The organism is Actinosynnema sp. CA-299493, assembly GCF_050946825.1.
Taxonomy (GTDB): Bacteria; Actinomycetota; Actinomycetes; order Mycobacteriales; family Pseudonocardiaceae; genus Actinosynnema.
This window is the reverse complement of record NZ_CP191993.1, coordinates 5,962,634-5,984,566: the sequence shown is the minus strand read 5'-3', so window position 1 is coordinate 5,984,566 and position 21,933 is coordinate 5,962,634. Positions and strand designations below refer to the sequence as shown.

The 21,933-nt window shown below is 71.3% G+C and carries 14 protein-coding genes and 1 pseudogene; 13 read left to right on the top strand and 2 right to left on the bottom strand.

Translation table 11 applies throughout. The features are described 5' to 3' along the window. Positions 1-133: 133 nt before the first annotated feature. The 5 genes and pseudogenes from ACQPYE_RS24990 to ACQPYE_RS24970 all read left to right on the top strand — a co-directional run bounded on the left by ACQPYE_RS24990 (position 134) and on the right by ACQPYE_RS24970 (position 7,853). Positions 134-2,953 carry a PQQ-dependent sugar dehydrogenase gene (locus ACQPYE_RS24990; protein ID WP_498714816.1) on the top strand — a complete coding sequence of 940 codons (2,820 nt, stop codon included), beginning with the start codon at positions 134-136 and terminating at the stop codon, positions 2,951-2,953. 129 nt (positions 2,954-3,082) lie between these two features. Continuing rightward, the gene (locus ACQPYE_RS24985) at positions 3,083-4,780 is read left to right on the top strand and encodes a ThuA domain-containing protein (protein ID WP_498714815.1); all 1,698 of its coding nucleotides are present in this window, start codon (positions 3,083-3,085) and stop codon (positions 4,778-4,780) included. A gap of 113 nt (positions 4,781-4,893) precedes the next feature. Continuing rightward, positions 4,894-6,165 (top strand): annotated as a pseudogene (locus tag ACQPYE_RS24980) (RICIN domain-containing protein); the annotation flags it as partial. Between the two features lie 366 nt (positions 6,166-6,531). Beyond that, complete coding sequence (locus ACQPYE_RS24975; RefSeq protein WP_498714814.1) at positions 6,532-7,677, top strand: inositol-3-phosphate synthase; 1,146 nt, start codon at positions 6,532-6,534, stop codon at positions 7,675-7,677. Next, the gene (locus ACQPYE_RS24970; protein ID WP_498714813.1) at positions 7,674-7,853 is read left to right on the top strand and encodes a hypothetical protein; all 180 of its coding nucleotides are present in this window, start codon (positions 7,674-7,676) and stop codon (positions 7,851-7,853) included. Before ACQPYE_RS24975 ends, ACQPYE_RS24970 begins: the two co-directional genes overlap by 4 nt. A gap of 137 nt (positions 7,854-7,990) precedes the next feature. Here the strand turns inward: ACQPYE_RS24970 and ACQPYE_RS24965 are convergent, their stop codons facing one another. Then, positions 7,991-9,046 (bottom strand): LacI family DNA-binding transcriptional regulator, encoded by a 1,056-nt coding sequence (locus ACQPYE_RS24965; protein WP_498714812.1) that lies wholly within the window; start codon positions 9,044-9,046, stop codon positions 7,991-7,993. A gap of 558 nt (positions 9,047-9,604) precedes the next feature. Beyond that, positions 9,605-10,378 carry a FadR/GntR family transcriptional regulator gene (locus tag ACQPYE_RS24960; protein ID WP_498714811.1) on the bottom strand — a complete coding sequence of 258 codons (774 nt, stop codon included), beginning with the start codon at positions 10,376-10,378 and terminating at the stop codon, positions 9,605-9,607. 151 nt (positions 10,379-10,529) lie between these two features. Between ACQPYE_RS24960 and ACQPYE_RS24955 the strand changes: the two genes are divergently transcribed. The 8 genes from ACQPYE_RS24955 (at position 10,530) to ACQPYE_RS24920 (ending at position 21,857) form a co-directional block, all read left to right on the top strand. After that, positions 10,530-11,798 carry an ABC transporter substrate-binding protein gene (locus ACQPYE_RS24955; protein ID WP_498714810.1) on the top strand — a complete coding sequence of 423 codons (1,269 nt, stop codon included), beginning with the start codon at positions 10,530-10,532 and terminating at the stop codon, positions 11,796-11,798. A 30-nt stretch (positions 11,799-11,828) separates the two neighbouring features. After that, the gene (locus ACQPYE_RS24950) at positions 11,829-12,788 is read left to right on the top strand and encodes a carbohydrate ABC transporter permease (protein ID WP_498714809.1); all 960 of its coding nucleotides are present in this window, start codon (positions 11,829-11,831) and stop codon (positions 12,786-12,788) included. Next, positions 12,788-13,615, top strand: coding sequence for a carbohydrate ABC transporter permease (locus tag ACQPYE_RS24945; RefSeq protein ID WP_498714808.1), 828 nt, complete (start codon positions 12,788-12,790; stop codon positions 13,613-13,615). The genes ACQPYE_RS24950 and ACQPYE_RS24945 overlap by 1 nt, the downstream gene beginning before the upstream one ends. A 1-nt stretch (position 13,616) precedes the next feature. Beyond that, positions 13,617-14,807 (top strand): mandelate racemase/muconate lactonizing enzyme family protein, encoded by a 1,191-nt coding sequence (locus ACQPYE_RS24940; protein WP_498714807.1) that lies wholly within the window; start codon positions 13,617-13,619, stop codon positions 14,805-14,807. 56 nt (positions 14,808-14,863) lie between these two features. Then, complete coding sequence (locus ACQPYE_RS24935) at positions 14,864-15,241, top strand: L-rhamnose mutarotase (RefSeq protein ID WP_498714806.1); 378 nt, start codon at positions 14,864-14,866, stop codon at positions 15,239-15,241. Positions 15,242-15,662: 421 nt separating this feature from the next. Beyond that, positions 15,663-18,029 carry a ricin-type beta-trefoil lectin domain protein gene (locus ACQPYE_RS24930; protein WP_498714805.1) on the top strand — a complete coding sequence of 789 codons (2,367 nt, stop codon included), beginning with the start codon at positions 15,663-15,665 and terminating at the stop codon, positions 18,027-18,029. 214 nt (positions 18,030-18,243) lie between these two features. Then, entirely contained in the window at positions 18,244-20,067 is a 1,824-nt protein-coding gene (locus tag ACQPYE_RS24925) for an alpha-galactosidase (RefSeq protein ID WP_498714804.1), read from the top strand. A 305-nt stretch (positions 20,068-20,372) separates the two neighbouring features. Continuing rightward, positions 20,373-21,857: an arabinofuranosidase catalytic domain-containing protein gene (locus ACQPYE_RS24920; protein ID WP_498714803.1), complete on the top strand. Its 1,485-nt coding sequence runs from the start codon at positions 20,373-20,375 to the stop codon at positions 21,855-21,857. Positions 21,858-21,933 lie beyond the last annotated feature (76 nt).

The following is a 21,933-nucleotide window of genomic DNA, read 5'->3' as shown; positions in this document are numbered from 1 at the left end:
GACCCCGACTGGGAGCGCTCCCGGGCAATTCCGGGCACGCCTTCGGGCAGGAAGAGCACCGGTGCGTCGCCGCCCCGCGCGCCGGCCGTCTCGAAACCCCTGTCAGCAGAGATCAAAAGGGTGTGAGCCTGCCATGAGATACCGAGTCAGGGCGGCGATGACCGCCGCTCTCCTCGTGGCCGCCGGTGTGGTGGCGACGGTGATCGGCTCGACGTCACCGGCCTCCGCGCACGCGGTCAACCCCGCCGACTTCCAGCAGGTCGAACTGGCCCGAGGGGTCGCCGAGGTGGGTGAGCCGATGACGCTCGCCGTGCTCCCGGACCGCTCGGTGCTGCACACCGCCCGCAACGGGACGCTGCGCCGCACCACGGCCGCGGGCGTCACCAGCGTGATCGGCACGGTGCCGGTCTACACGCACGACGAGGAAGGCCTCCAGGGCATCGGGGTCGACCCCGGTTTCGCCACGAACCGGTTCATCTACCTGTTCTACGCGCCGCCGCTGTCCACCCCGGGTGGTGACGCACCGGCCACCGGGTCGGACTTCTCGGCGTGGAAGGGGGTCAACCGGCTGGCCCGGTTCACCCTGAACGCCGACTACACGCTGAACCTGGCCAGCCAGGTCACCGTGCTGGAGGTCGGGACCGACCGGGGCAACTGCTGCCACGTCGGCGGCGACATCGACTTCGACGCGGCCGGCAACCTGTACCTGTCCACCGGCGACGACTCCAACCCGTTCGACTCGAGCGGCTACGCCCCGATCGACGAGCGGACCAACCGCAACCCGGTCTACGACGCGCAGCGCAGCGCCGGCAACACGAACGACCTGCGCGGCAAGGTGCTGCGGATCAAGGTGAACGCCAACGGGTCGTACTCGATCCCGTCGGGCAACCTGTTCCCGGTCGGCACCGCCAACACCCGGCCCGAGATCTACGCGATGGGCCTGCGCAACCCGTTCCGCTTCAACGTGGACAAGGCGACCGGCGCGATCTACCTCGGCGAGTACGGGCCCGACGCGGGCACGAGCAGCAACACGCGCGGACCCGCCGGCCTGGTGGAGTTCAACCGGATCACCTCGGCGGGCAACTTCGGCTGGCCGTACTGCGTCGGCTCGAACACCACGTCCGAGGCGTACGTGGACTACAACTTCGCCACCGGGCAGTCCGGCAGCCGGTTCAACTGCGCCGCGCCGGCCAACAACTCGCCGCGCAACACCGGCCTGGGCACCCTGCCGGCCGCGAAGTCGGCGTGGATCAAGTACGACAACTGCTCGTTCTCCGCGTTCGGCTGCGGCTCGGAGTCCCCGATGGCGGCGCCGGTGTACCGGTACGACGCGGCCAACCCGTCGTCGATCAAGTTCCCGCCCGCGCTGGACGGGCACGTGTTCGCCACCGAGTTCGGCCGGCGCTGGATCAAGACCATCGACGTCAACGCCGACGGGTCGGCCGGGCAGGTCAGCGATTTCCCGTGGCGCGGCACGCAGGTCATGGACGCGACCTTCGGCCCCGACGGCGCCCTGTACGTGCTGGACTACGGCACCGGCTGGGGCAGCGGCGACGCCAGCTCCGCGCTCTACCGCATCGAGTACAACCCGGCCGGGAACAAGGCGCCGACCGCACGGGCCGCCGCCGACCGCGTCTCCGGCAGCGCGCCGCTGACGGTGAACTTCTCGTCGGCGGGCTCGTCGGACCCCGAGGGCACCGCGCTGAGCTACGCGTGGAACTTCGGCGACGGCACCACGTCCACGGCCGCCAACCCGAGCCACACCTTCACGGCCAACGGCCAGTACTCGGTGACGCTCACGGTGACCGACACCGGCGGCCGGTCCGGCTCCGCCGGCGTGTCCATCTCGGTCGGCAACACCGCACCGACGGTCAGGCTGGACACACCCGTCAACGGGTCGCTGTTCAGCTTCGGCGACTCCGTGCCGTACACCATCACGGCGGCGGACGCGGAGGACGGCACGATCGACTGCACCCGGGTGAAGCTGAGCTACCTGCTCGGCCACGACAGCCACGGGCACCCGATCACCACGCAGACCGGCTGCTCGGGCACGTTGCAGATCCCGGTGGACGGTGAGCACGACACGGCGGCGAACCTGTTCGCGGTGTTCGACGCCGAGTACACCGACTCCGGCGCGAACGGCCAGCCGCCGGTGACCACGCACACGCAGCACGTGCTCCAGCTGCGGCACCGCCAGGCCGAGCACTACTCGACGCAGTCCGGCACCGCGCTCTACGACAAGGCGCCCGCCGAGGGCGGCCGGACCGTCGGCGACATCCAGAACGGCGACTGGATCGCGTTCGAGCCGTACGCGCTCGGGGCGTCCACGAAGTTCACCGCGCGGGTGTCGTCCGCGGGCGCCGGCGGCACGCTGTCCGTGCGGACCGGTTCGCCCACCGGACCGGTGCTCGGCACCGCGACCGTGCCGGTGACCGGCGGGTGGGAGACGTTCACCGACGTGTCCGCCACCCTGTCCAACGTGCCGAGCGGGACCGTCGCGCTGTACCTGACGTTCGCGGGCGGCACGGGCACCTTGTTCGACGTGGACGCCTACACGTTCGGCACGTCGACGGGTGGCACGCGGACCGGGCCGATCGTCGGTGTCGCGAGCAAGTGCGTGGACGTCAACGGCGGCAGTTCCACCGACGGCGCCAAGGTCCAGCTGTGGACCTGCAACAGCGGCGCGAACCAGCGCTGGACGGTCAACGGGTCCACCCTGCGCGCGCTGGACAAGTGCATGGAGACCGCCGGCACCGCCGACGGCAGCCTGGTGCGGTTGTGGACCTGCAACGGCGGCAGCGCCCAGAACTGGGCCGCCGGCGCCAACGGCTCGCTGGTGCACTCGCAGTCGGGCAAGTGCCTGGACGCCAACGGCGCCAGCTCCGCCGACGGCACGCAGCTGATCATCTGGAGCTGCCACGGCGGCACCAACCAGCGGTGGACCCTGCCCTGACCCACCGGCCCCGACGAAACCCCACCACCAGACGACACCTGCCCGGGTGACACCGGCAAGGACCGCGACGTGGCGTCGTTCCCACGACCGGAGCGACGCCACGTCGCCCTCCTCCCAGGAGGCAAAGAGATGAGATTCCCCCTCGCCCGGCGCGTGATCGGAGTGGCCGCGGCCGCCCTGACCGTCGCCGCGCTCAACTCCAGCCCGCCGGCCGTCGCGGCCGACGCGCCGTACGACGTGCTGGTCTTCTCCAAGACCGCCGGCTTCCGCCACGACGCGATCCCGGCCGGCATCCAGCTGATCCGGGACCTGGGCGCGGCCAACAGCTTCACGGTGACCGCCACCGAGGACTCGAACCACTTCACCGGCGCCAACCTGGCCAAGTACGAGACGGTGGTGTTCCTCAACACCACCGGCGACGTGCTCAACGCCACGCAGCAGACCGCGTTCGAGTCCTACGTCCGAGGCGGTGGCGGGTACGTCGGCATCCACTCGGCGTCCGACACCGAGTACGACTGGCCGTTCTACGGCGAGCTGGTCGGCACCTACTTCACCTCGCACCCGGCGATCCAGCAGGCCACCGTCCGGGTCGAGAACCGGGCGCACCCGGCCACCGCGCACCTCGCGCCGGCGTGGACCCGGACCGACGAGTGGTACAACTTCCGCGGCAGCGTCCGGTCGACGGCCCGGGTCCTGGCGACCCTGGACGAGTCGACCTACAGCGGCGGCTCGATGGGCGGCGACCACCCCCACACCTGGTGCAAGACCGTCCAGGGCGGGCGCTCGTTCTACACCGGCAGCGGCCACACCCAGTCGAGCTACGCCGAGGCCGGGTTCCGCGCCATGGTCCTCGGTGGCATCCGCTACACGGCCAACCGGGCCGACGCGGACTGCCGACCGGAGAACGGGTACACCACGGTGTACAACGGCTCCACGAACGGCTGGTCGCAGGCGGGTCCGGGCGGCTTCACCAACAGCGACAACACGCTGACCTCGTTCGACGGCCAAGGCCTGCTCTGGAACAGCGCGCGCGAGTACCGCTCCTACTCGCTCAAGCTGGACTGGCGGATGCCCGGCGACGACAACTCCGGCGTCTTCGTCGGCTTCCCGGCGAGCAGCGACCCGAACTCCGCGATGGCCAACGGCTACGAGGTGCAGATCGACGCCACCGACACCGCGGACCGGACGACCGGCGCGATCTACGGGTTCAAGGGCGCCGACCAGGCCGCCCGCGACGCCGCGCTCAACCCACCCGGTGAGTGGAACACCTTCGAGCTGCTGGTCGAGGGCGAGCGCCTCCAGGTGTTCCTCAACGGCACGCGGATCAACGACTTCACCAACACCGACCCGGCCCGGTCGCTGGTGTCCGGGCACATCGGCATCCAGAACCACGGCACGGGCGACGACGTGTCGTTCCGCAACATCCGCATCAAGGAGCTGGGCGGCGTCGTCACGCGCACCGGGCCGATCACCGGCGCGTCCGGCAAGTGCGTCGACGTGAACGGCGGCAGCTCGGTCGACGGCGCGAAGGTGCAGCTGTGGACGTGCAACAGCGGCGTGAACCAGCGCTGGACGGTCAACGGGTCCACCCTGCGCGCGCTGGACAAGTGCATGGAGGTGTCGGGCACGGCCAACGGCGCCGCGGTCCGCTTGTGGACGTGCAACGGCAGCGGTGGCCAGAACTGGACCGCGGGCGCCAACGGCTCGCTGGTGAACCCCCAGTCGGGCAAGTGCCTGGACGCCAACGGCGGCAGCTCCGCGGACGGCACCCAGTTGATCGTCTGGAGCTGCCACGGCGGCACCAACCAGCGGTGGACCCTGCCTTGAACCCGGAGGAGCGCTCGATGAAAGCCGGTGGTGAGACCCTCGCCTCCCCTCAGCCGCGACGCCGACGACCGGTGACCGCCGCCGTGACGGCGGTGCTGCTCGCGGCCGGCACGATGACCGCGGTGACCGCGGCGCCGGCCGCTGCCGCCACGGTCGACACCAGCGCGTGGTACGTGCTGGTGAACCGCAACAGCGGCAAGGCGCTGGACGTGTACGGCCTGGCGACCAACGACGGTGGCCGCATCACCCAGTGGACCCGCAACGACGGCGCCAACCAGCAGTGGCAGTTCCTGGACTCCGGTGGCGGCTACTACCGGCTCAAGTCGCGCCACTCCGGCAAGGTCCTCGACGTGCCGAACTCCTCGACCGCCGACGGCGCCGTCGTCCAGCAGTGGACCGACCACGGCGGCACCAACCAGCAGTTCCGGCTGGCCGACTCCGACGGCGGCCACGTGCGGCTGGTCGCCCGGCACAGCACCAAGGCCGTCGAGGTCCAGGGCTCGTCGACGGCGGACGGCGCGAACGTCGTGCAGTACGCCGACACGGGCGGGAACAACCAGCAGTGGCAGCTGGCCAAGGTGTCGGGCGGCGGCGACCCCGGTGGCACCGGTTGCGGCAAGGCCCCGACCCTGCGCAGCGGCGCGCAGACGATCCAGAGCAGCGGCAAGAACCGCGGCTTCGTCCTGCGGGTCCCCGACGGCTACGACAACACCCGCCCGTACCGGTTGATCTTCGGGTTCCACTGGAACGGCGGCACGATGAACGACGTGTCGGGTGGTGGGACGAGCGGTGCGGCGTGGTCGTACTACGGGATGCAGGAGCAGTCGAACAACAGCGCGATCCTGGTGGCGCCGCAGGGCCTGGGCAACGGGTGGGCCAACTCGGGCGGCGAGGACGTGGTGTTCGTCGACGACATGATCAGGCGGATCGAGGCCGACCTGTGCGTCGACCCGAAGCTGCGGTTCGCGATGGGCTTCAGCTACGGCGGCGGCATGAGCTACTCGCTGGCGTGCTCGCGGGCGACGGTGTTCCGCGCCGTGGTGGTCTACGCGGGTGGGCAGCTGAGCGGGTGCTCCGGTGGCACGCAGCCGGTCGCCTACTTCGGGATCCACGGCATCTCGGACAACGTGCTGAACATCTCGGCGGGCCGGTCGTTGCGCGACCGGTTCGTGGCGAACAACGGCTGTGCCGCGCAGAGCCCGCGCGAACCGGCCGCGGGCAGCCGCACGCACATCACGACGACGTACTCGTGCCGGGCGGGTTACCCGGTGCAGTGGGCCGCGTTCGACGGGGGCCACGGCCCGGGTCCGGTCGACGGCTGCTCGTGCGAGGACGGCGTCCGCACCTGGACCAAGGGTGAGGCCTGGAGGTTCATCTCCCAGTTCTGACCACGAACCGGTCCACCGGTGCGGGAAGCGGGACGCCTGGGCTCTGCCCAGGCGTCCCGAAGCCTTGCCCGCCCAGGGTCTCGCTCGGCCGGGCCGAGGATCGTCCACAGTGGATTTGGGGATCGTCGTCTCCGTCACCACGACGAGGTGGACCACATGCGCAGTGCTGCCAACGGTTTGATTGACAGGCGGCCGGCGGCGCTTCTACGGTTCGCTCCAGGGCCGTGATCCGCCGAACAGCGGCGGACCGAATTCCCCGGAGCGCACGGCCGTTCGGCGGGCAGGCGCGCGGCCGGGCTGCCCCGGTCGTCGGCGGCAGCCGCGGCCGGGCCGACCGCGGCACCCAGTTCGAAGGGATGACCAATGGCGGATGAGTCCACCGGGCTCTGGCTGATCGGCGCGCGCGGCTCGGTCGCGACGACCGCGGTGTGCGGGCTGCTGGCCCTGCGCGCGGGCCTGACACCGGTGACCGGTTGCGTGACCGAGCGCCCCGAGCTGGCCGGCGTCACCCTGCCCGGGTGGTCGGACCTCGTCGTCGGCGGGCACGACATCGCGCAGACACCCCTGGAGAAGCGGGCCGAGCTGCTGGCCGAGGGAGGTGTGCTGCCGCACCACCTGCTGGAGAGCGTCAGGCCCGGCCTGCGCGAGGTGGACGGCGAGATCCGGACGGCGCGCTTCGACGGCGTCCAGGCCGACGTCGCCCGGCGGCTGGCCGCCGACATCACCGGGTTCCGCGCCCGGCACCGGCTCGCCCGGGTCGTCGTGGTCGACGTGTCGTCCACGGAACCGCCCGTGCCGTCGCTGCCGGAGCACGCCGACCTGGCCGCGCTGGAGCGGGCGATGGCCGATCCCGACCGGACCGTGCTGCCGCCCAGTTCGCTGGCCGCCTACGCGGCGCTCACGGCGGGCTGCCCGTACGTCGGGTTCACCCCCTCCACCGGGATCGCCCTGCCCGCGCTGGAGGAGCTGGCCCGGCGGGAAGGGCTGCCCTACGCCGGGCGGGACGGCAAGACCGGTGAGACCCTGCTGCGCACGGTGCTCGCGCCGATGTTCACCGCGCGGGCGCTGTCGGTCCGGTCGTGGGCGGGCACCAACCTGCTCGGCGGGGGTGACGGCGCGACGCTGGAGGACCCGGCGCACGCCGACAGCAAGCTGCGGTCCAAGGCCAACGGCCTCGCGGCGCTGCTCGGCGGCGACGTGACCGCGCCCCTGCACATCGACAACGTGCCGGACCTCGGCGAGACGAAGACCGCCTGGGACCACGTGTCGTTCGAGGGGTTCCTCGGCGCGCGGATGACCCTGCAGTTCACCTGGACCGGCCTGGACTCGGCGCTGGCGGCGCCGCTGGTGCTCGACCTGACCCGGCTGGTCGCCGCGGCGCACGCGGCGGGGGAGAGCGGCGCGCTGGGCGCGTTGGCGTTCTTCTTCAAGGACCCCCTGGGAAGCGACGAGCACCGCTTCGCCGAGCAGACGCGCGAGCTGTACGAGTGGGCGGGAGGGCTGGGATGAGGTCGTGCCGGGAACCCGTCCTGACCGGTGCCGGCATCGAGCTCGCGGCGGCCGGGCGCGACGCGGTGCCGCCGGACCCGTCCGCCGCACGTGTGCGCGAGGCGACCAAGGCGGGCACCCGCGGGTCGGTGCTGCCGTTGGCGCGGGCGCTGGGCCGGAAGGTGGGTCCGACGTGACGTTCGACCTCGGTTACGGCACCAACGGGTTCGCCGACCACCGCTTGGACGACGTCCTCGCGGTCATCGCACCCGCGCGGCGGTGAGGGCGCACGCGGTCGGTGGCATCCGGGCGTCACCGCGCACGGGTGCTCGGCTCATCGAGGCGGCGCCACGGAGTCGCGGTGGCGCACGGGCATCGGGACGCGGTAGGTGCCGCCCCGGCGCAGGCGGTCCGGATCGGGTCGGTCGGCGTCGGCGAAGAGGAGGTCGACGGCCTTCGCGCCCAGGTCGTGGTGCGGCAGGGCGACGGTGGTGAGGCCGGGGCGCAGCCACGAGGCGATGGGGTGGTCGTCGAACGAGACGACGGAGACGTCGTCGGGCACGCTGAGGCCGGCGTCCTGCAACGCCTGGTAGGCGCCGAGCGCGAGCCGGTCGTCCAGGCAGATCAACGCCCGCGGCCGGGCCTCGTCCAACAGGTCCCTGGTCGCCTCGAAGCCGTACTTCGGCAGCCACCAGCGGCACGCGTGCCCGCTCTCCACCTCGACGCCCACCTCGCCCAGTTCCCGGCGGATGCCGGTGAGCCGGTCGAACGCGGCGGTCCGGCCCGGCGGCACGTCGTTCCCGGACGGGCTGACGCCGATGAGGTGGATGCCCTCGCCGTGGCCGGCGTCGAGGAGCACGCGCGCGGCGGCGCGGCCCGCCCGCACCTCGTCGGGCAGGACCGAGACCAGCCGGGACGGCTCCCGGGGCAGCACGTTGAGCAGCACCGCCGGGCCGGTGGCGAGCTCGGCCGGGATGCTGATCGTCCTGGTGTGCACCGAGGCGAGGATGATGCCGTCGACCTGGTAGTCGTGCATCGTCTCGATCAGCGTGCGCTGGAAGCCGGCGTCACCCTCGGTCTCACCGAACAGCAGCGTGACGCCGTGCCTGCGGGCCGCACCGAGCGCACCCTTGATCATGTGGCCCGCGAGCCGCGAGCTGGCCACGGAGTCGGACACGAAGGCGATCGTCTGCGTCCTCGCCCCGCGTTGCCCCATCGGGACCCGGTCGCGGCGGTACTCCAACTCCGTCGCCGCCTCGCGGACCCGGCGCTGCATCTCCTCGGAGATCCGCAGGTCCCGGCCGCGCCCCGACAACACCAGGGACACGGTGGTCTGGGAGACGCCGACCACCTTGGCCACGTCGGCGAGGGTGACCCGTCGTGAGCCCACCGTGGACCTCCCGTTCTCCGAGTCCGTTCTCCGAGTCCGGCCGCCGGTGCGCGACGACCGGTGCGTGCACGACGAAGGGGGCGTTCGCGTCGAGGATCGGTGCCGGGAGCGCTCCCAGAGATGGTGGGGCGTCGCACGACGGCCGGACGTCAGCCGTCCGTCAGCCGAGGACGCCGGTCCGGTGCGCACAGGGTGCGCGGCCGTTCGGCCGTTGTGGCATGAGCTGCTCCACTACGTCGTGGTGCTCGTGGGCCGGAGTCCGACGAGCCGGATCTCCTTCGATGAGTAAGACTCATCGCGGCGTCTTCTCGCTACTCATGACAGCCTGTGCATGCCTGTTACGTCAAGGGAAAGACGAAAATATTTCGTGCCACGGTGGCATACGCGTGGTCATTGGCTTGATTGGCCGGCGAATCCAGGGCAGGTGATTCGGTTAAGTACTACTCATCATTCCCAGGCGGGTCGTGCGTCGGTATGCTGGCCGGAGTCGTCGGCCGCGAGCCGGACGACGCTCAGCGGAGTGGCTGCGCGGAGGGGGTGGTGTCGTCGGGTGGCGACCTAGCGCTCCAGGCGGCTCGGGTCCCCGTTGTCGGTTCGGCGCACCAACCACGCTTCGGTGATGTGGGTGAACATGGCGTCGGCGGCGCCGGCCGGGTCGTGCGCCGCGATCCGCTCGTAGACCCGGCGGTGCCCCTGGTTGGACGCCACGCACAACGCCCGCTCGCTCCGGCCCATGTAGCGGGCGGTGTTGATGACCTGGCTCTCCAGCGAGCGCACGACGCCGCGGGCGATCCGGTTGCCCGACGCCTGCATGACCGTGTCGTGGAAGGCGCGGTCCTGCTCGCGGTAGGCCTCGGGGTCGTCGACGAGCAGGTCCATCCGGTCCACGAGCGCGCGTAGCCGGTCGATCGTGCCCTGGTCGGCCGTGCGGGCGGTCACCTGGGCCATGTCCGATTCGAGGAGGCGGCGGGTGACCACGAGGTCGTCGAGCACGGCCAGCGTCTCGTCCTCGGCGATGGTGGCCGCGAGGACGAGCTCGTCCAGCATGTTCCACGTCGTCGGCTGGGTGACCGTGGTGCCGGCGCCTTGGCGCACCTGGACCAGGCCCTTCTCCTGGAGGACCTTCACCGCTTCGCGGATGACGGTCCGGCTCACCGAGAAGGTCGCGCCCAGCGCGGGCTCGGGCGGCAGGGGCGTGCCGGGCGGGTGGACGCCGCGGACGATGCGGCCCACGAGCTCCGCGGTGACCGCCTTGGCCAGGTTGGTCGGTCGACGCGCCCACTCGGGAGGAGCGGGGGAGTCGTCGGTCGGTCGCCGGCCCGCTGCGGTCATCTTTCCTCCGGTTGCGCCACGCGCCCCGGTGCTCCAGGGCTGCTCCGAGTATACGTAGGACCGTTGACGTCAGACGTCATACGAGTTAGGTTTGTGCACCAATCGCGCCGAGCGCCGAGACGCCCGGCCGCCGTCTGGGAAGTGAGCAGCGATGAAGCAGCGCGCACTGTGGTCGGCTGCCGTGGTCCTGGGGTTGGCCCTGGCGTCGGGCTGCGGGAGTGCCACGGCGCCGGGAACCTCCGGCAGCTCCGGCGACAAGCTGGTGGTCTGGGACTGGAAGTCCGGCGACGCGAACGTGGCCGCGTACCTGGACAAGGCGAAAGCCGACTTCGCGAAGAGCCACCCGGACGTCGACGTCGAGTTCGTGGCGCAGCCGTTCGACCAGTACTACACGCTGCTCGGGGCGGCGATCCAGGCCGGCAAGGGGCCGGACGTCATGCTCTTCAACGGTGGCGGCCAACTCCGGGACCGGGTCGACGCGCTGGTGCCGCTGGACGAGTACGTGGACCAGGACAAGCAGCGGCTGGCCGGCTGGGAGGCGTTCACCCGGGACGGGAAGACCTACGCCTCGCCGGTGACGCTGCAAGGTCACCCGCTCTACTACAACAAGGCGCTGTACGAGCAGGCCGGGCTGGACCCCGAGGCGCCCGCCGAGAAGTGGGACGACTTCGTCGAGGACTGCGGCGTCATCACCGGCAAGACGGGCGCCAAGTGCTTCGGCGTGGGCAACAAGGAAGGCATCGGCATCCAGTTCTTCCTGTCCAGCATCGGTTCGGCGGTGCTCACGCCGCAGGAGTACGACGACTGGGTCGCCGGGAAGCGGGACTGGTCCTCGCCGAACGTGAAGCGGGTCTTCGAGCTCTGGAAGCAGGTCAACGACGACGGCCTGAACAACGACGGGGTCAACTCCACCGCGATGTTCAACGACGCGTTCGCGGTCTTCCAGTCGGCCAAGGCCGCGCACATCATCGGCCTGATGTCCGACATCGGGCACTGGAAGGACTTCGCCGAGTTCCTCGACCCGGCCGACGTGGGCGTCATGGCCGCGCCGGTGGTCAACCCCGCGGCGACGCCGAGCCTGCCCTACGACGGCGGCATCGGCTACGCGGTCGCCAAGTGGACCAAGGACCCGAAGACGGCCGCCGACCTGGTCCGGTCGTTGACGTCGGCGGAGGCGCTGAAGGCCTTCTACGCGGACGCGGGCGCGATCGCGTCCGACACCACCATCGACGTCTCCGCCGGCGGCCCGGCCGTCACCACGATCGTTGCGGGGCTCAAGACCGGCAAGCCGGCCCTGCACGTCGCCCTGTCCAGCAAGACGATCGACCTGATGGGCCGCCTCTCGCAGCAGCTGCTCAGCGGCTCGGCCACGGTGGACGAGGCCGTCGCGCAGCTGGCCGCCTCCGACAAGGCGAGTTGACCCGTGCCGTCCGGGGGTTCTCCGTCCTCGGTGCGCCCGGTCGTCGCGGAGCCGGGCGCGGAGGAGGTGGTCGCCGCGGCGGCGGCCCGGCGACCGGCGGGGCGGTCCCCGCGGCGCTCCCGCCGCGGGTCGCGGACCGAGCGCCTGGCGCCGCTCGTCCTGGTGGCGCCCGCCGTGCTGATCATCGTGGTGCTGCGCCTGTGGCCGCTGCTGCTCGGGGTGAACTTCTCCTTCACCGGTGACGGCGACCGCAACGGCACGTCGGTCGGCCTGGACAACTACGTGACCCTGTTCGGGGACCCGCTGTTCCGCACCGCGTTGCGCAACGTCGGCCTGCTCGTGCTGCTGCTGCCCGTGGCCGTGGCGATCCCGGGGCTGCTCGCCACGTTCATCTACCTCCGCGTGCCCGGGAACCGGATCTACCGCGCCGTCTACTTCTTCCCGGCCGTGCTCTCCCCGGTGATCGTCGGCGCGATCTTCACCCTGCTGCTCGCCTACGACGGTCCGGTCAACGCGGTGCTGGGCGGGGTGGGCCTCGGTCCGGTGGACTGGCTCGGCGACCCGGACGTGGCGATCTTCGCGGTGGTCGGGGTGCACGTCTGGGCGACGTTCGGCATGGCGCTGGTCGTCTTCCTGGCCGGGTTCTCCGCCCTCGACCCCTCGCTGCTGGACGCCGCCCGGGTGGACGGCGCGTCCCTGCCGCAGACCGTCTGGCACGTGATCGTCCCGGGCCTGACCCGCACCATCCAGTTCGTCTTCGTCACCACGATGATCGGCATGCTGACGTCGATGTTCGGCCTGCTGTACGTGATGACCAACGGCGGTCCGGAGGCGTCCACCTACCTGCCCGAGTACTACATCTGGATCCAGCAGGGGCAGTTCAACCAGCCCGCGCTCGCGTCCGCGGCGTCGACGGCGCTGTTCCTGATCATGCTGGTCGTGGGGCTGGCCCAGATCGCCGTCCTGCGTCGCGCGGGCAGGGAGGGCTGATGGCCGGTCGGCGGGTGTCGAAGTGGGTCGTCGCGGTGCCGATGGCGGCGCTGGCGCTGGCGACGGTCTACCCGTTGGTGTTCACCGCCAACGTCGCCATGAAGACCCGGCGCGAGTACGTCCTCGACCGGTTCTCGCCGGCGGGCGCACTGCGGTGGGACAACATCGCCGCGGCGTGGACGAGCGTGGGCATGTCCCGCTACTTCCTGAACTCGGCGCTGGTGGTGACGTGCTCGGTCGCGCTGCTGCTGCTGTTCGGGTCGATGGCCGGGTTCTCGCTCGCCCGGTTGCGGTTCCGCGGTTCCTCGGTGCTCTTCCTGGGCTGCCTCGCCGCGCTGTTCATCCCCTTCCAGGTGATCATGATCCCGCTCACCAGGGTGATGGCCGACGCGGGCCTCGTCGACACGTACCCGGGGCTCGTCCTCGCGTACGTGGCGCAGTTCCTCCCGTTCACGGTCTTCCTGATGACCAGCTACTACTCGACCGTGCCCGCGGAGATCGTGGACGCCGCGCGGATCGACGGGAACACGGTGTACGGCGTGTACTGGCGGATCATGCTCCCGCTCGGCCGCCCGGCACTGCTGTCGGTCGGTGTGCTCAACGCCCTGTTCTGCTGGAACGACGTGCTCATCTCCTTGCTCATGATGCCGTCGGCAGACCATCGCACCCTCATGGTCGGGGTCACCTCGTTGCGGGGGCAGTACTCGGATGACATACCCGTGTTCGCCTCCGGCGTGTTGATCGCCGCGGTGCCCGTCCTCGTCGTCTACCTGTTCCTGCAGCGCCAGATCGCCGACGGCGTCACCGCAGGGGCCACGAAGGGCTGACATGCGCATCACTGGATACCGGACCCTCACCACCGTCCAGGACTGGGGTCGGCCGATCGGCGACGCCAACGGCGTCTTCGCCGACGGCGTCGTCCGGGTGCCGCTCGTCCTCGTCGAGACCGACGTGGGCATCACCGGCGTCGGGCTCGGCTCGCACGTGGAGATCGACTCGATCTTCGCCGCCCTGGAGGGCGAGGACCCGCGCGGCGTCACCGCCCTCTACGACCGGATGCTGCGCCAGGTGTTCAAGGCCGGTCACGCGGGCGCGGTGTTCGGCACCATCGGGGGCCTCGACACCGCGCTGTGGGACATCAAGGCGCAGGCCGCGGGCGAACCGCTGTGGCGACTGCTCGGCGGGCGCGACCGCCGCGTGCCCGCCTACGCCTCCGGTGTGGACATCGGGCTGGGCGACGACGAGCTCGTGGCGCTGTACGAGACCTACGCCGACCGCGGCCTGCGGGTGGCGAAGCTCAAGGGCGGCCTCGACGTCGACCGGGACCGGGACCGGCTCATCCTGGTGCGCGACGTGCTCACCAGCGCCGGCCGGGGCGTCCGACCCGGTCTGATGCTCGACGTCAACGAGGCGCTGACCCGCAAGCAGGCGGTGCGCCACGTCAGCGAGCTCGAGCGGACGCTCGACCTGATCTGGGTCGAGGAGCCGGTCCGGCGGTGGGACGCGGAGGGGCACGCGGCCGTCGGCCGCGGCATCCGCGCGTCGGTCGCCAGCGGCGAGAACCTCACCGGCCTCGAGCAGTACCGCCCGCTGATCTCGACGGGGGCGATCGACGTCGTCCAGACGGCGGCGGGCTGGGGCGTCACCCACTTCCTGCGGGTCTCGGCCCTCGCGCACGCCCACGACCTGCCCGTCAGCCCCATCGGCCACACGCCGGTCGGGCTGCTGCACGCCGCGACGTCCGTGCCGAACCACCTGGTCAGCGAGTTGCAGGACCTGCAACCGCCGTCAGGGCTCTCGATCGACCTCCACGTCGAGGACGGCGCGTTCGTCCTGGGCGACAGCCCCGGGCTGGGCATCCGCGTCGACGAGGAGGCGATCGTCGCGTCCCGTCGCCGAGTGCCCATCCCGGTGACCGAGGGCCCGCACGTCCGGCCGGAACGCGCCGGGCAGCGCCTGCTGGCCGTGGTCCAGGGCGTCGGCACGCCACCGGAGCCGCTGCACCCCCTGCACTCCTGATCGTCCGACCCGACAACGATGTCGAGCCGGCCGCACCTCTCCCCTAGGAGTCCGACGTGGACCGCTTGCAACGCTATGGGATGGTCACCCGGCTGCGTCCGGAGCGGCGCGACGACTACCTCCGGCTGCACGCCGCGGTCTGGCCGTCCGTCGAGCGGATGCTGATCGAGGCCAACATCCGCAACTTCAGCATCTTCCTGCACGGCGACCTGCTCTTCGGTTACTACGAGTACACCGGCGAGGACCACGACGCCGACCAGGCGCGGATCGCGGCCGATCCGGAGTCGCGGCGCTGGTGGGCCTTGACCGACCCCTGCCAGGAGTCGCCGACCGCCCCGGACTCCCCCGTCCGCTGGGAGCCGATGCGCGAGGTGTGGCACCTGACCCCCGACGCCGTGCCACTCGCGGGGGACGCGCCACCGCTTCCCCGCTGACCGCCACCTCCTCCAGCCGCCGCGCGGTGCCCGGGGGAGGAGCCACCGCTCGCCGTCCGCCGCCGCCCCACCCGGACACCGCTCACCACGCGGTCTCCGGGTGGCGGGCCACCGCTCGCCGTCCCCGCCGCATCCCTTCGGGCGCCGTTCGCCGCGTGATGCCCGAGGGGACGGATCACCGCTTCCCTTCGGGCACCGTTCGCCGCGCGGTGTCCGAGAGGCAGGCCGCCGCTTTCCACCCGCCGCCGCTTCCCGTCAGGCGCCGCTCGACGCGAGGCGTCCGGCCGAACGCGTCCCCACCGGGGCCGCGCACCCGGCCGGCCCGCCCGCGTGACCACGAAGTGCCCTCCGACACCTCGACCGGGCGTCGCACCACACTCCAAGCCAGGAGGTCCCCTTGTTCGCGTCCTCTACTTCCGCGGTGCGAAGGCCGATGTCGGTCGGCGTCGCCGCGGTGGTCTCGACCGCCGCCATCGCGGCGGTGGCTCTCGCACCCACCGCGTCCGCCGCCACCACGACCCTCTACGCCTCGCCCGCCGGCACCGGCACCGGTTGTTCCGCCACCCAGCCGTGCTCGTTGCCCGCCGCGCAGGCCGCGGTGCGGTCGCAGAGCGGCGGCATGTCCGGTGACATCGTCGTGCAGCTGGCCGACGGGGTGTACCGGCTCACCGAGCCCCTGCGGCTGACCGCCGCGGACTCCGGCAACAACGGCTACCGCGTGCGGTGGCAGGCCGCGCCCTCCGCGCGTCCCGTCATCAGCGGCGCCCGGGCCGTCACCGGCTGGTCGGTCGTCGACGCCGGGAAGAACATCTGGCGGGCCAACGTCCCCACCGGGATCGACTCGCGCCAGCTGTACGTCAACGGCGCGGTGGCCACCCGTGCGCGCACGCAGGTGAACCGGGCCGACTTCACGTTCACCAGCACCGGGATGAGGTTCTCCAACACCTCGCTGAACTACCTGAACAACCTGGGCAACCAGAACCGGGTCGAGGTGGAGAGCGTCAACTCCTTCACCGACCGGTACTCGCCGGTGCAGGGCATCAGCGGGAACTTCCTCACCATGCAGCAGCCCGCGTGGAACAACAACACCTTCGGGTACGACACGCTCAGCCAGCCGCACCGGGCGGGCCCCTTCTACCTGGCCAACGCCTACGAGTTCCTGGACGCGCCGGGGGAGTGGTACCTCAACCCCGGGACGGGCGCGCTGTCCTACATCCCGCTGGCCGGGCAGAACATGAGCACGGTCGGCGTCGAGCTGCCGGTGTTGCAGTCGTTGGTGGACGTCGGCGGCACCTATGACGCGCCGGCGCACCACATCTCGTTCAGCGGGATCACGTTCACCGGCACCAGTTGGCTCGGCCCCAGCAGCAACCAGGGGTACGCCGACCAGCAGACCGGCTCCTACATCGCGGGCAACTGGAACTGGCCGGCCGACCGCCTGACCTCGTGCCAGAACGGCTGCACCCAGTTCGAGGCGGCGCGACCGCACTGGAACCAGATGCCCGCCGCCGTGCAGGTCTCCGCCGCCAACAACATCACCTTCAGCGAGTCCCAGTTCGTCAACCTGGGCCAGACGGCCATCGGCATCGGCAACGACGCGAACGCCCACGCCAGCGGTGTCGGCCTGGGCGCCAGCAACATCACCGTCACGCGGTCCGAGATCGCCCGCAGCTCGGCCGGTGGCATCGTGGTCGGCGGCGTGCGCGCCGACGCCCACCACCCGGGCGACCAGCGGATGGTCAACCGGGACATCACCGTGAGCTACAACCGCATCCACGACCTCGGCGTCGAGTACCGGGGCAACGTCTCGGTGCTGAACACCTACGTCACCAACGCCACCGTGGCCCACAACGAGGTCTACAACATGCCGTACTCCGGCATGTCGATCGGGTACGGCTGGGGCGCGAACGACACCGGCGGCAACACCAACTACGCCAACCGCGGCCTGTACAACTACCAGCCGCGCTACACCACGGCCACCACGGCGTCCAACAACCGGCTCATCAACAACCACATCCACGACGTCATGCAGCAGATGAACGACGGCGGGTGCATCTACACGCTGTCGTGGAACCCCGGCGCCTCGATCAGCGGGAACCACTGCCAGCGGACCAACGGCTACTTCGGGGTCTACTTCGACGAGGGCTCGAAGTACTACTCCGTCACGGGCAACGTCTTCAACAACACCGGCACGTGGGCCACCGCCAACTACTGGGGTGGCGAGAACATGGGCAACTGGACGGTCACCAACAACTGGTCGACCAACGGCAGCACCAACGTGACCAACGGCGACCGCGGCAACGTGGTGTCCGGCAACACGGTCGTCGCCAACGGCAACTGGCCGGCCGGCGCGCAGGCCGTGATCGCCAACGCCGGCCCCGGCGGCGGCACCACCACCGGCCCGCAGAACGCCATGCTCGTGGGCGCCCAGTCGGGGCGCTGCGCCGAGGTCGCGGCCGGGAGCGCCAACGGCGCCCAGGCCAGGCTCTGGGACTGCGCCGGCGCCGCCAACCAGCGGTGGACCCACACCTCCGGCAAGCAGCTGACGGTGAACGGCAAGTGCCTGGACGCCAGCGGCAACGGGACCGCGAACGGCACGGCGGCGATCATCTGGGACTGCCACAGCGGCACGAACCAGCAGTGGAACGTGAACGCCAACGGCACCATCACCGGGGTGCAGTCCGGGCTGTGCCTGGACGCCAGCGGCAACGCCACGGCGAACGGCACCCTGCTCCACCTCTGGGCGTGCCACGGCGGCACGAACCAGCAGTGGAGCGTGCGCAACTGACCTGACGCGTGGAGGCCGGTCCGCCGGCCTCCACGCGCTCGTCGCACTCCTCGCTGCGCCATGTGAGCGTTAACTACGGAACCGACCTTGACTCCTCCGGTCACCGACAGCAGACTCGGCGAGGCGGATCACCGGTGCCGGGTTCTCCATGTGAGCGTGAACAACCGGGCTTGTGATCAGCGGAGCGCCCTCTCGACGACGAGCAGGAGGCACCGTGGGTGGAGCCCGAACGTCATCCTCGCGCCGGGCGGGCGTGGTGCTCGCCGCCGCGGCCTTGCTGGCCACGACGTTCACGTCGGGATCGGAGGAGCCGGCGATGGCCTGGGACAACGGGGTCGCCACGACCCCGCCGCTGGGGTGGAACAGCTACGACTCGTTCAACTGGAACGTGACCGAGGCGCAGGTCAAGGCGAACGCCGACTACATGAGGGACAACCTCAAGCAGCACGGCTGGCAGTACATCGTCGTCGACTGGGCCTGGTACCGCCCCGGCAGCGGCTCGGGCGCGCCCAGCCAGGACGCCAACCTCCAGCCCAGGCTCCGCACCGACGCCAACGGCCTGCTGCTGCCCGACACCACGAGGTTCCCCTCCGCCTCGGGCACCAACGGGTTCAAGCCGCTGGCCGACTACATCCACGCGGGCGGCCTGAAGTTCGGCGTGCACCTGATGCGCGGCATCCCGCGCCAGGTGGTGGCCGACAACCTGCCCGTGCCGGGCACGAGCTGCCGGGCGAACGAGATCGAGAACAACACCACGGCGGCCTGGTTGAACCTCAACTGGGGCCTGGACATGACCAACCCGTGCGCCCAGGCCTACCTGGACGCCCAGTTCAAGCTGCTCGCCTCGTGGGGCGTCGACTACGTCAAGGTCGACGACATCGCCGCGCCGACCTACCGGCAGGCCGAGATCGAGGGCTACCGGTCGGCCATCCAGCGCAGCGGGCGGCCGATGGTGCTCAGCCTGTCACCGGGCCCGACGTCGACCGGCAACGGCACGCACGTCGCCGAGCACGCCAACATGTGGCGCGTCGTCAACGACCTGTGGGACAACTGGTCCTCGTTGGACGCCCTGTTCGAGCGGCTGCACGCGTGGACGCCCCACCGCAGGCCCGGCGCGTGGCCCGACCCGGACATGATCCCGATCGGGCGGCTCTCCCAGCAGGGACCGGTGGGCTCGCCGCGCTACTCCGCCCTGACCCCCGACGAGCAGCGCACCCTGATGACCCTCTGGTCGATCACGCGCTCACCGCTGATGTGGGGCGGTGACCTGACCCAGAACCGGGCGTCCGAACTGGCGCTGATGACCAACGCCGCCGTCCTGGCCGTCGACCAGCACAGCCTGGACAACCGGCAGCTGTTCGCGGGCACGCACACGGCCTGGACCGCGAACGTGCCCGGCAGCGCCGACAAGTACCTCGCGCTGTTCAACCGCGGCACCGCGACCGCGACCGTGTCCGCCTCGCTCGCCGACCTCGGCATCGGCTCCGCCACCGCGGTGGACCTGTGGTCGGGCGCGAATCTGGGCGCGGTGAGCGGCACGCTGTCCCGCTCGCTGCCCGCGCACGGCTCCGGCCTCTACCGGCTCACCCCGCAGACCACCGTGCCGGTGCCGACCGCGGAGACGCTCACCGCTCGGCACAGCGGCAAGGTCGCGGACGTCAACAACGCCTCCACCGCCGACGGCGGCAACGTGGTCCAGTGGGGCGCGAACGGCCAGGCCAACCAGCGGTGGCGGGTGCGCGACGTCGGTGGCGGGCACAACGAGGTCGTCAACGTGGGCAGCGGGAAGTGCCTGGACGTCTACGGCGGCGCCTCGGCCACCGGTGACGGGGTCCGGGTCGTCCAGTGGACGTGCAACTCGGGCACGAACCAGCGCTGGCGGTTCGAGGACGCGGGTGACGGGCACGCGCGGCTGGTCGCCCAGCACAGCGGCAAGTGCCTGACCGTGTCCGGCGCCGCCACCGCCGACGGCGCCCAACTCGTGCAGCAGGCCTGCGGCGGCAGCACCGCCCAGCACTGGCGGCGGCAGAACGCTTAGTCACCGCGGTGGTCCGTCGGGGACGGACCACCCGGAGGTGGCGGGAGACGGTGGCCGGAGCCCGGCCGCCGTCTCCCGGGAGAGGTGATCACGGTGGTGGTCAGGGACGTCGGAACCGTTGCTTTAGCGCTCTTTTAGCGCTTACCGTCGGCACGATTCGAAGCGATTCGAAATTGTGCGCCGCGTCCCGCCCGTGATTCTTCGCACGCGGCCCGCCGCGTGCGCCGCCGTCGCCGCTCATCCTGCCCTCCCACATCGTCGTAGGAGTGACAATGCAGCCCTCACCCGTTTCCCCAGCGGGGCCAGTGAAGCGATGGTGGCGTTCGCCGGCGGCGGTGCGCGCCCGCGTCGTCACGGCGCTGGCCCTCTTGCCCGCGGCGTTCCTGACGTGGTCCGCGCCGGTGACCGCGTTGGCGGCCGGCACGGGACCGTGCGACATCTACGCGTCGGGCGGCACGCCCTGCGTGGCCGCGCACAGCACGACGCGCGCGCTCTACGGCTCGTACGCCGGGAACCTCTACCAGGTCAGGCGTTCGTCGGACAGCACGACGAGGGACGTCGGCGTGCTCGCCGCCGGCGGCACGGCGAACGCGGCGACGCAGGACTCGTTCTGCGCCGGCTCCACCTGCGTGATCACGGTGGTCTACGACCAGTCCGGGCGGGGCAACGACCTGTGGTACCAGGGCTCGTCGGTGGTCCCGGGCTCGCCCCAGAGCAGGCCGGCGGTCGCGACGTCCGAATCGGTGGCGGTGAGCGGCGGCAAGGCGTACTCGCTCTACATCAACCCGGGCAACAGCTACTGGCGCGACGGTCACCTGACGGGAGTGCCGACCGGCGCCGCGCCGGAAGGCATGTACATGGTGACCAGCGGCACGCACGTCAACAGCGGTTGCTGCTTCGACTACGGCAACAGCGAGACGACCCGGAAGGCCGACGCGGCCGGCGCGATGGACGCGATCAACTTCAGCACGCAGTGCTGGTTCGGCGGGTGCTCCGGCACGGGGCCGTGGGTGCAGGCGGACCTGGAGTGGGGCCTGTTCCCCGGCGGCAGCCAGCAGTGGAACCCGAACCAGCGCGCGTTCCCGAACAGGTTCGTCACGGCCATGCTGAAGAACAACGGGACCTCGCGGTTCGCGCTCAAGGGCAGCGACGCGCAGGCCGGCGGCCTGACCACGCTGTACGACGGCGCGCTGCCCAACGGGTACAGCCCGATGAAGAAGCAGGGCGCCATCATCCTGGGCAGCGGTGGCGACTGCTGCAAGCCCGACGGGGGCGCGAACCTCAGCGCGGGGACCTTCTACGAAGGGGCCATGGTCGCGGGCTACCCGTCCGACGCGACCGAGAACGCGGTGCAGGCCAACGTCGTCGCGGCCGGGTACACCACCGGCGGGACCCCGACCCCGAACGGCGCGGTGCGCGCGGTGGGCGCGGGCAAGTGCCTCGACGTGCCGAACGGGACGGCGGGCGCGCAAGCCCGGATCTGGGACTGCCAGGGCGGCGCCAACCAGACCTGGACCCGGACGTCCTCGGGCCAGTTGGCCGTCTACAGCGGCTCCGCCCAGATGTGCCTCGACGCCTACGGCCAGGGGACGAGCGCGGGCACCAGGGCGGTCCTCTGGTCGTGCAACGGCCAGGCCAACCAGCGCTGGAACGTCAACGCCAACGGCACGATCACCGGCGCGCAGTCCGGCCTGTGCCTGGACGTGTCCGGCGCGTCCACGGCCAACGGGGCGCAGGTGCAGCTGTGGACCTGCCACGGCGGCGCCAACCAGCAGTGGGGCGTCAGCTGATCCCCACCACGAGTTCGTGACTCGACAGCGGTCCGGCACGCCGTGCCGGACCGCGGCTCAACCCCGAGGAGTGCAA

Coding starts and splice junctions, on each gene's coding strand:
- ACQPYE_RS24990 (WP_498714816.1), top strand. CDS start 134: ATGAGATACCGAGTCAGGGCGGCGATGACCGCCGCTCTCCTCGTGGCC.
- ACQPYE_RS24985 (WP_498714815.1), top strand. CDS start 3,083: ATGAGATTCCCCCTCGCCCGGCGCGTGATCGGAGTGGCCGCGGCCGCC.
- ACQPYE_RS24975 (WP_498714814.1), top strand. CDS start 6,532: ATGGCGGATGAGTCCACCGGGCTCTGGCTGATCGGCGCGCGCGGCTCG.
- ACQPYE_RS24970 (WP_498714813.1), top strand. CDS start 7,674: ATGAGGTCGTGCCGGGAACCCGTCCTGACCGGTGCCGGCATCGAGCTC.
- ACQPYE_RS24960 (WP_498714811.1), bottom strand. CDS start 10,378: ATGACCGCAGCGGGCCGGCGACCGACCGACGACTCCCCCGCTCCTCCC.
- ACQPYE_RS24955 (WP_498714810.1), top strand. CDS start 10,530: ATGAAGCAGCGCGCACTGTGGTCGGCTGCCGTGGTCCTGGGGTTGGCC.
- ACQPYE_RS24945 (WP_498714808.1), top strand. CDS start 12,788: ATGGCCGGTCGGCGGGTGTCGAAGTGGGTCGTCGCGGTGCCGATGGCG.
- ACQPYE_RS24940 (WP_498714807.1), top strand. CDS start 13,617: ATGCGCATCACTGGATACCGGACCCTCACCACCGTCCAGGACTGGGGT.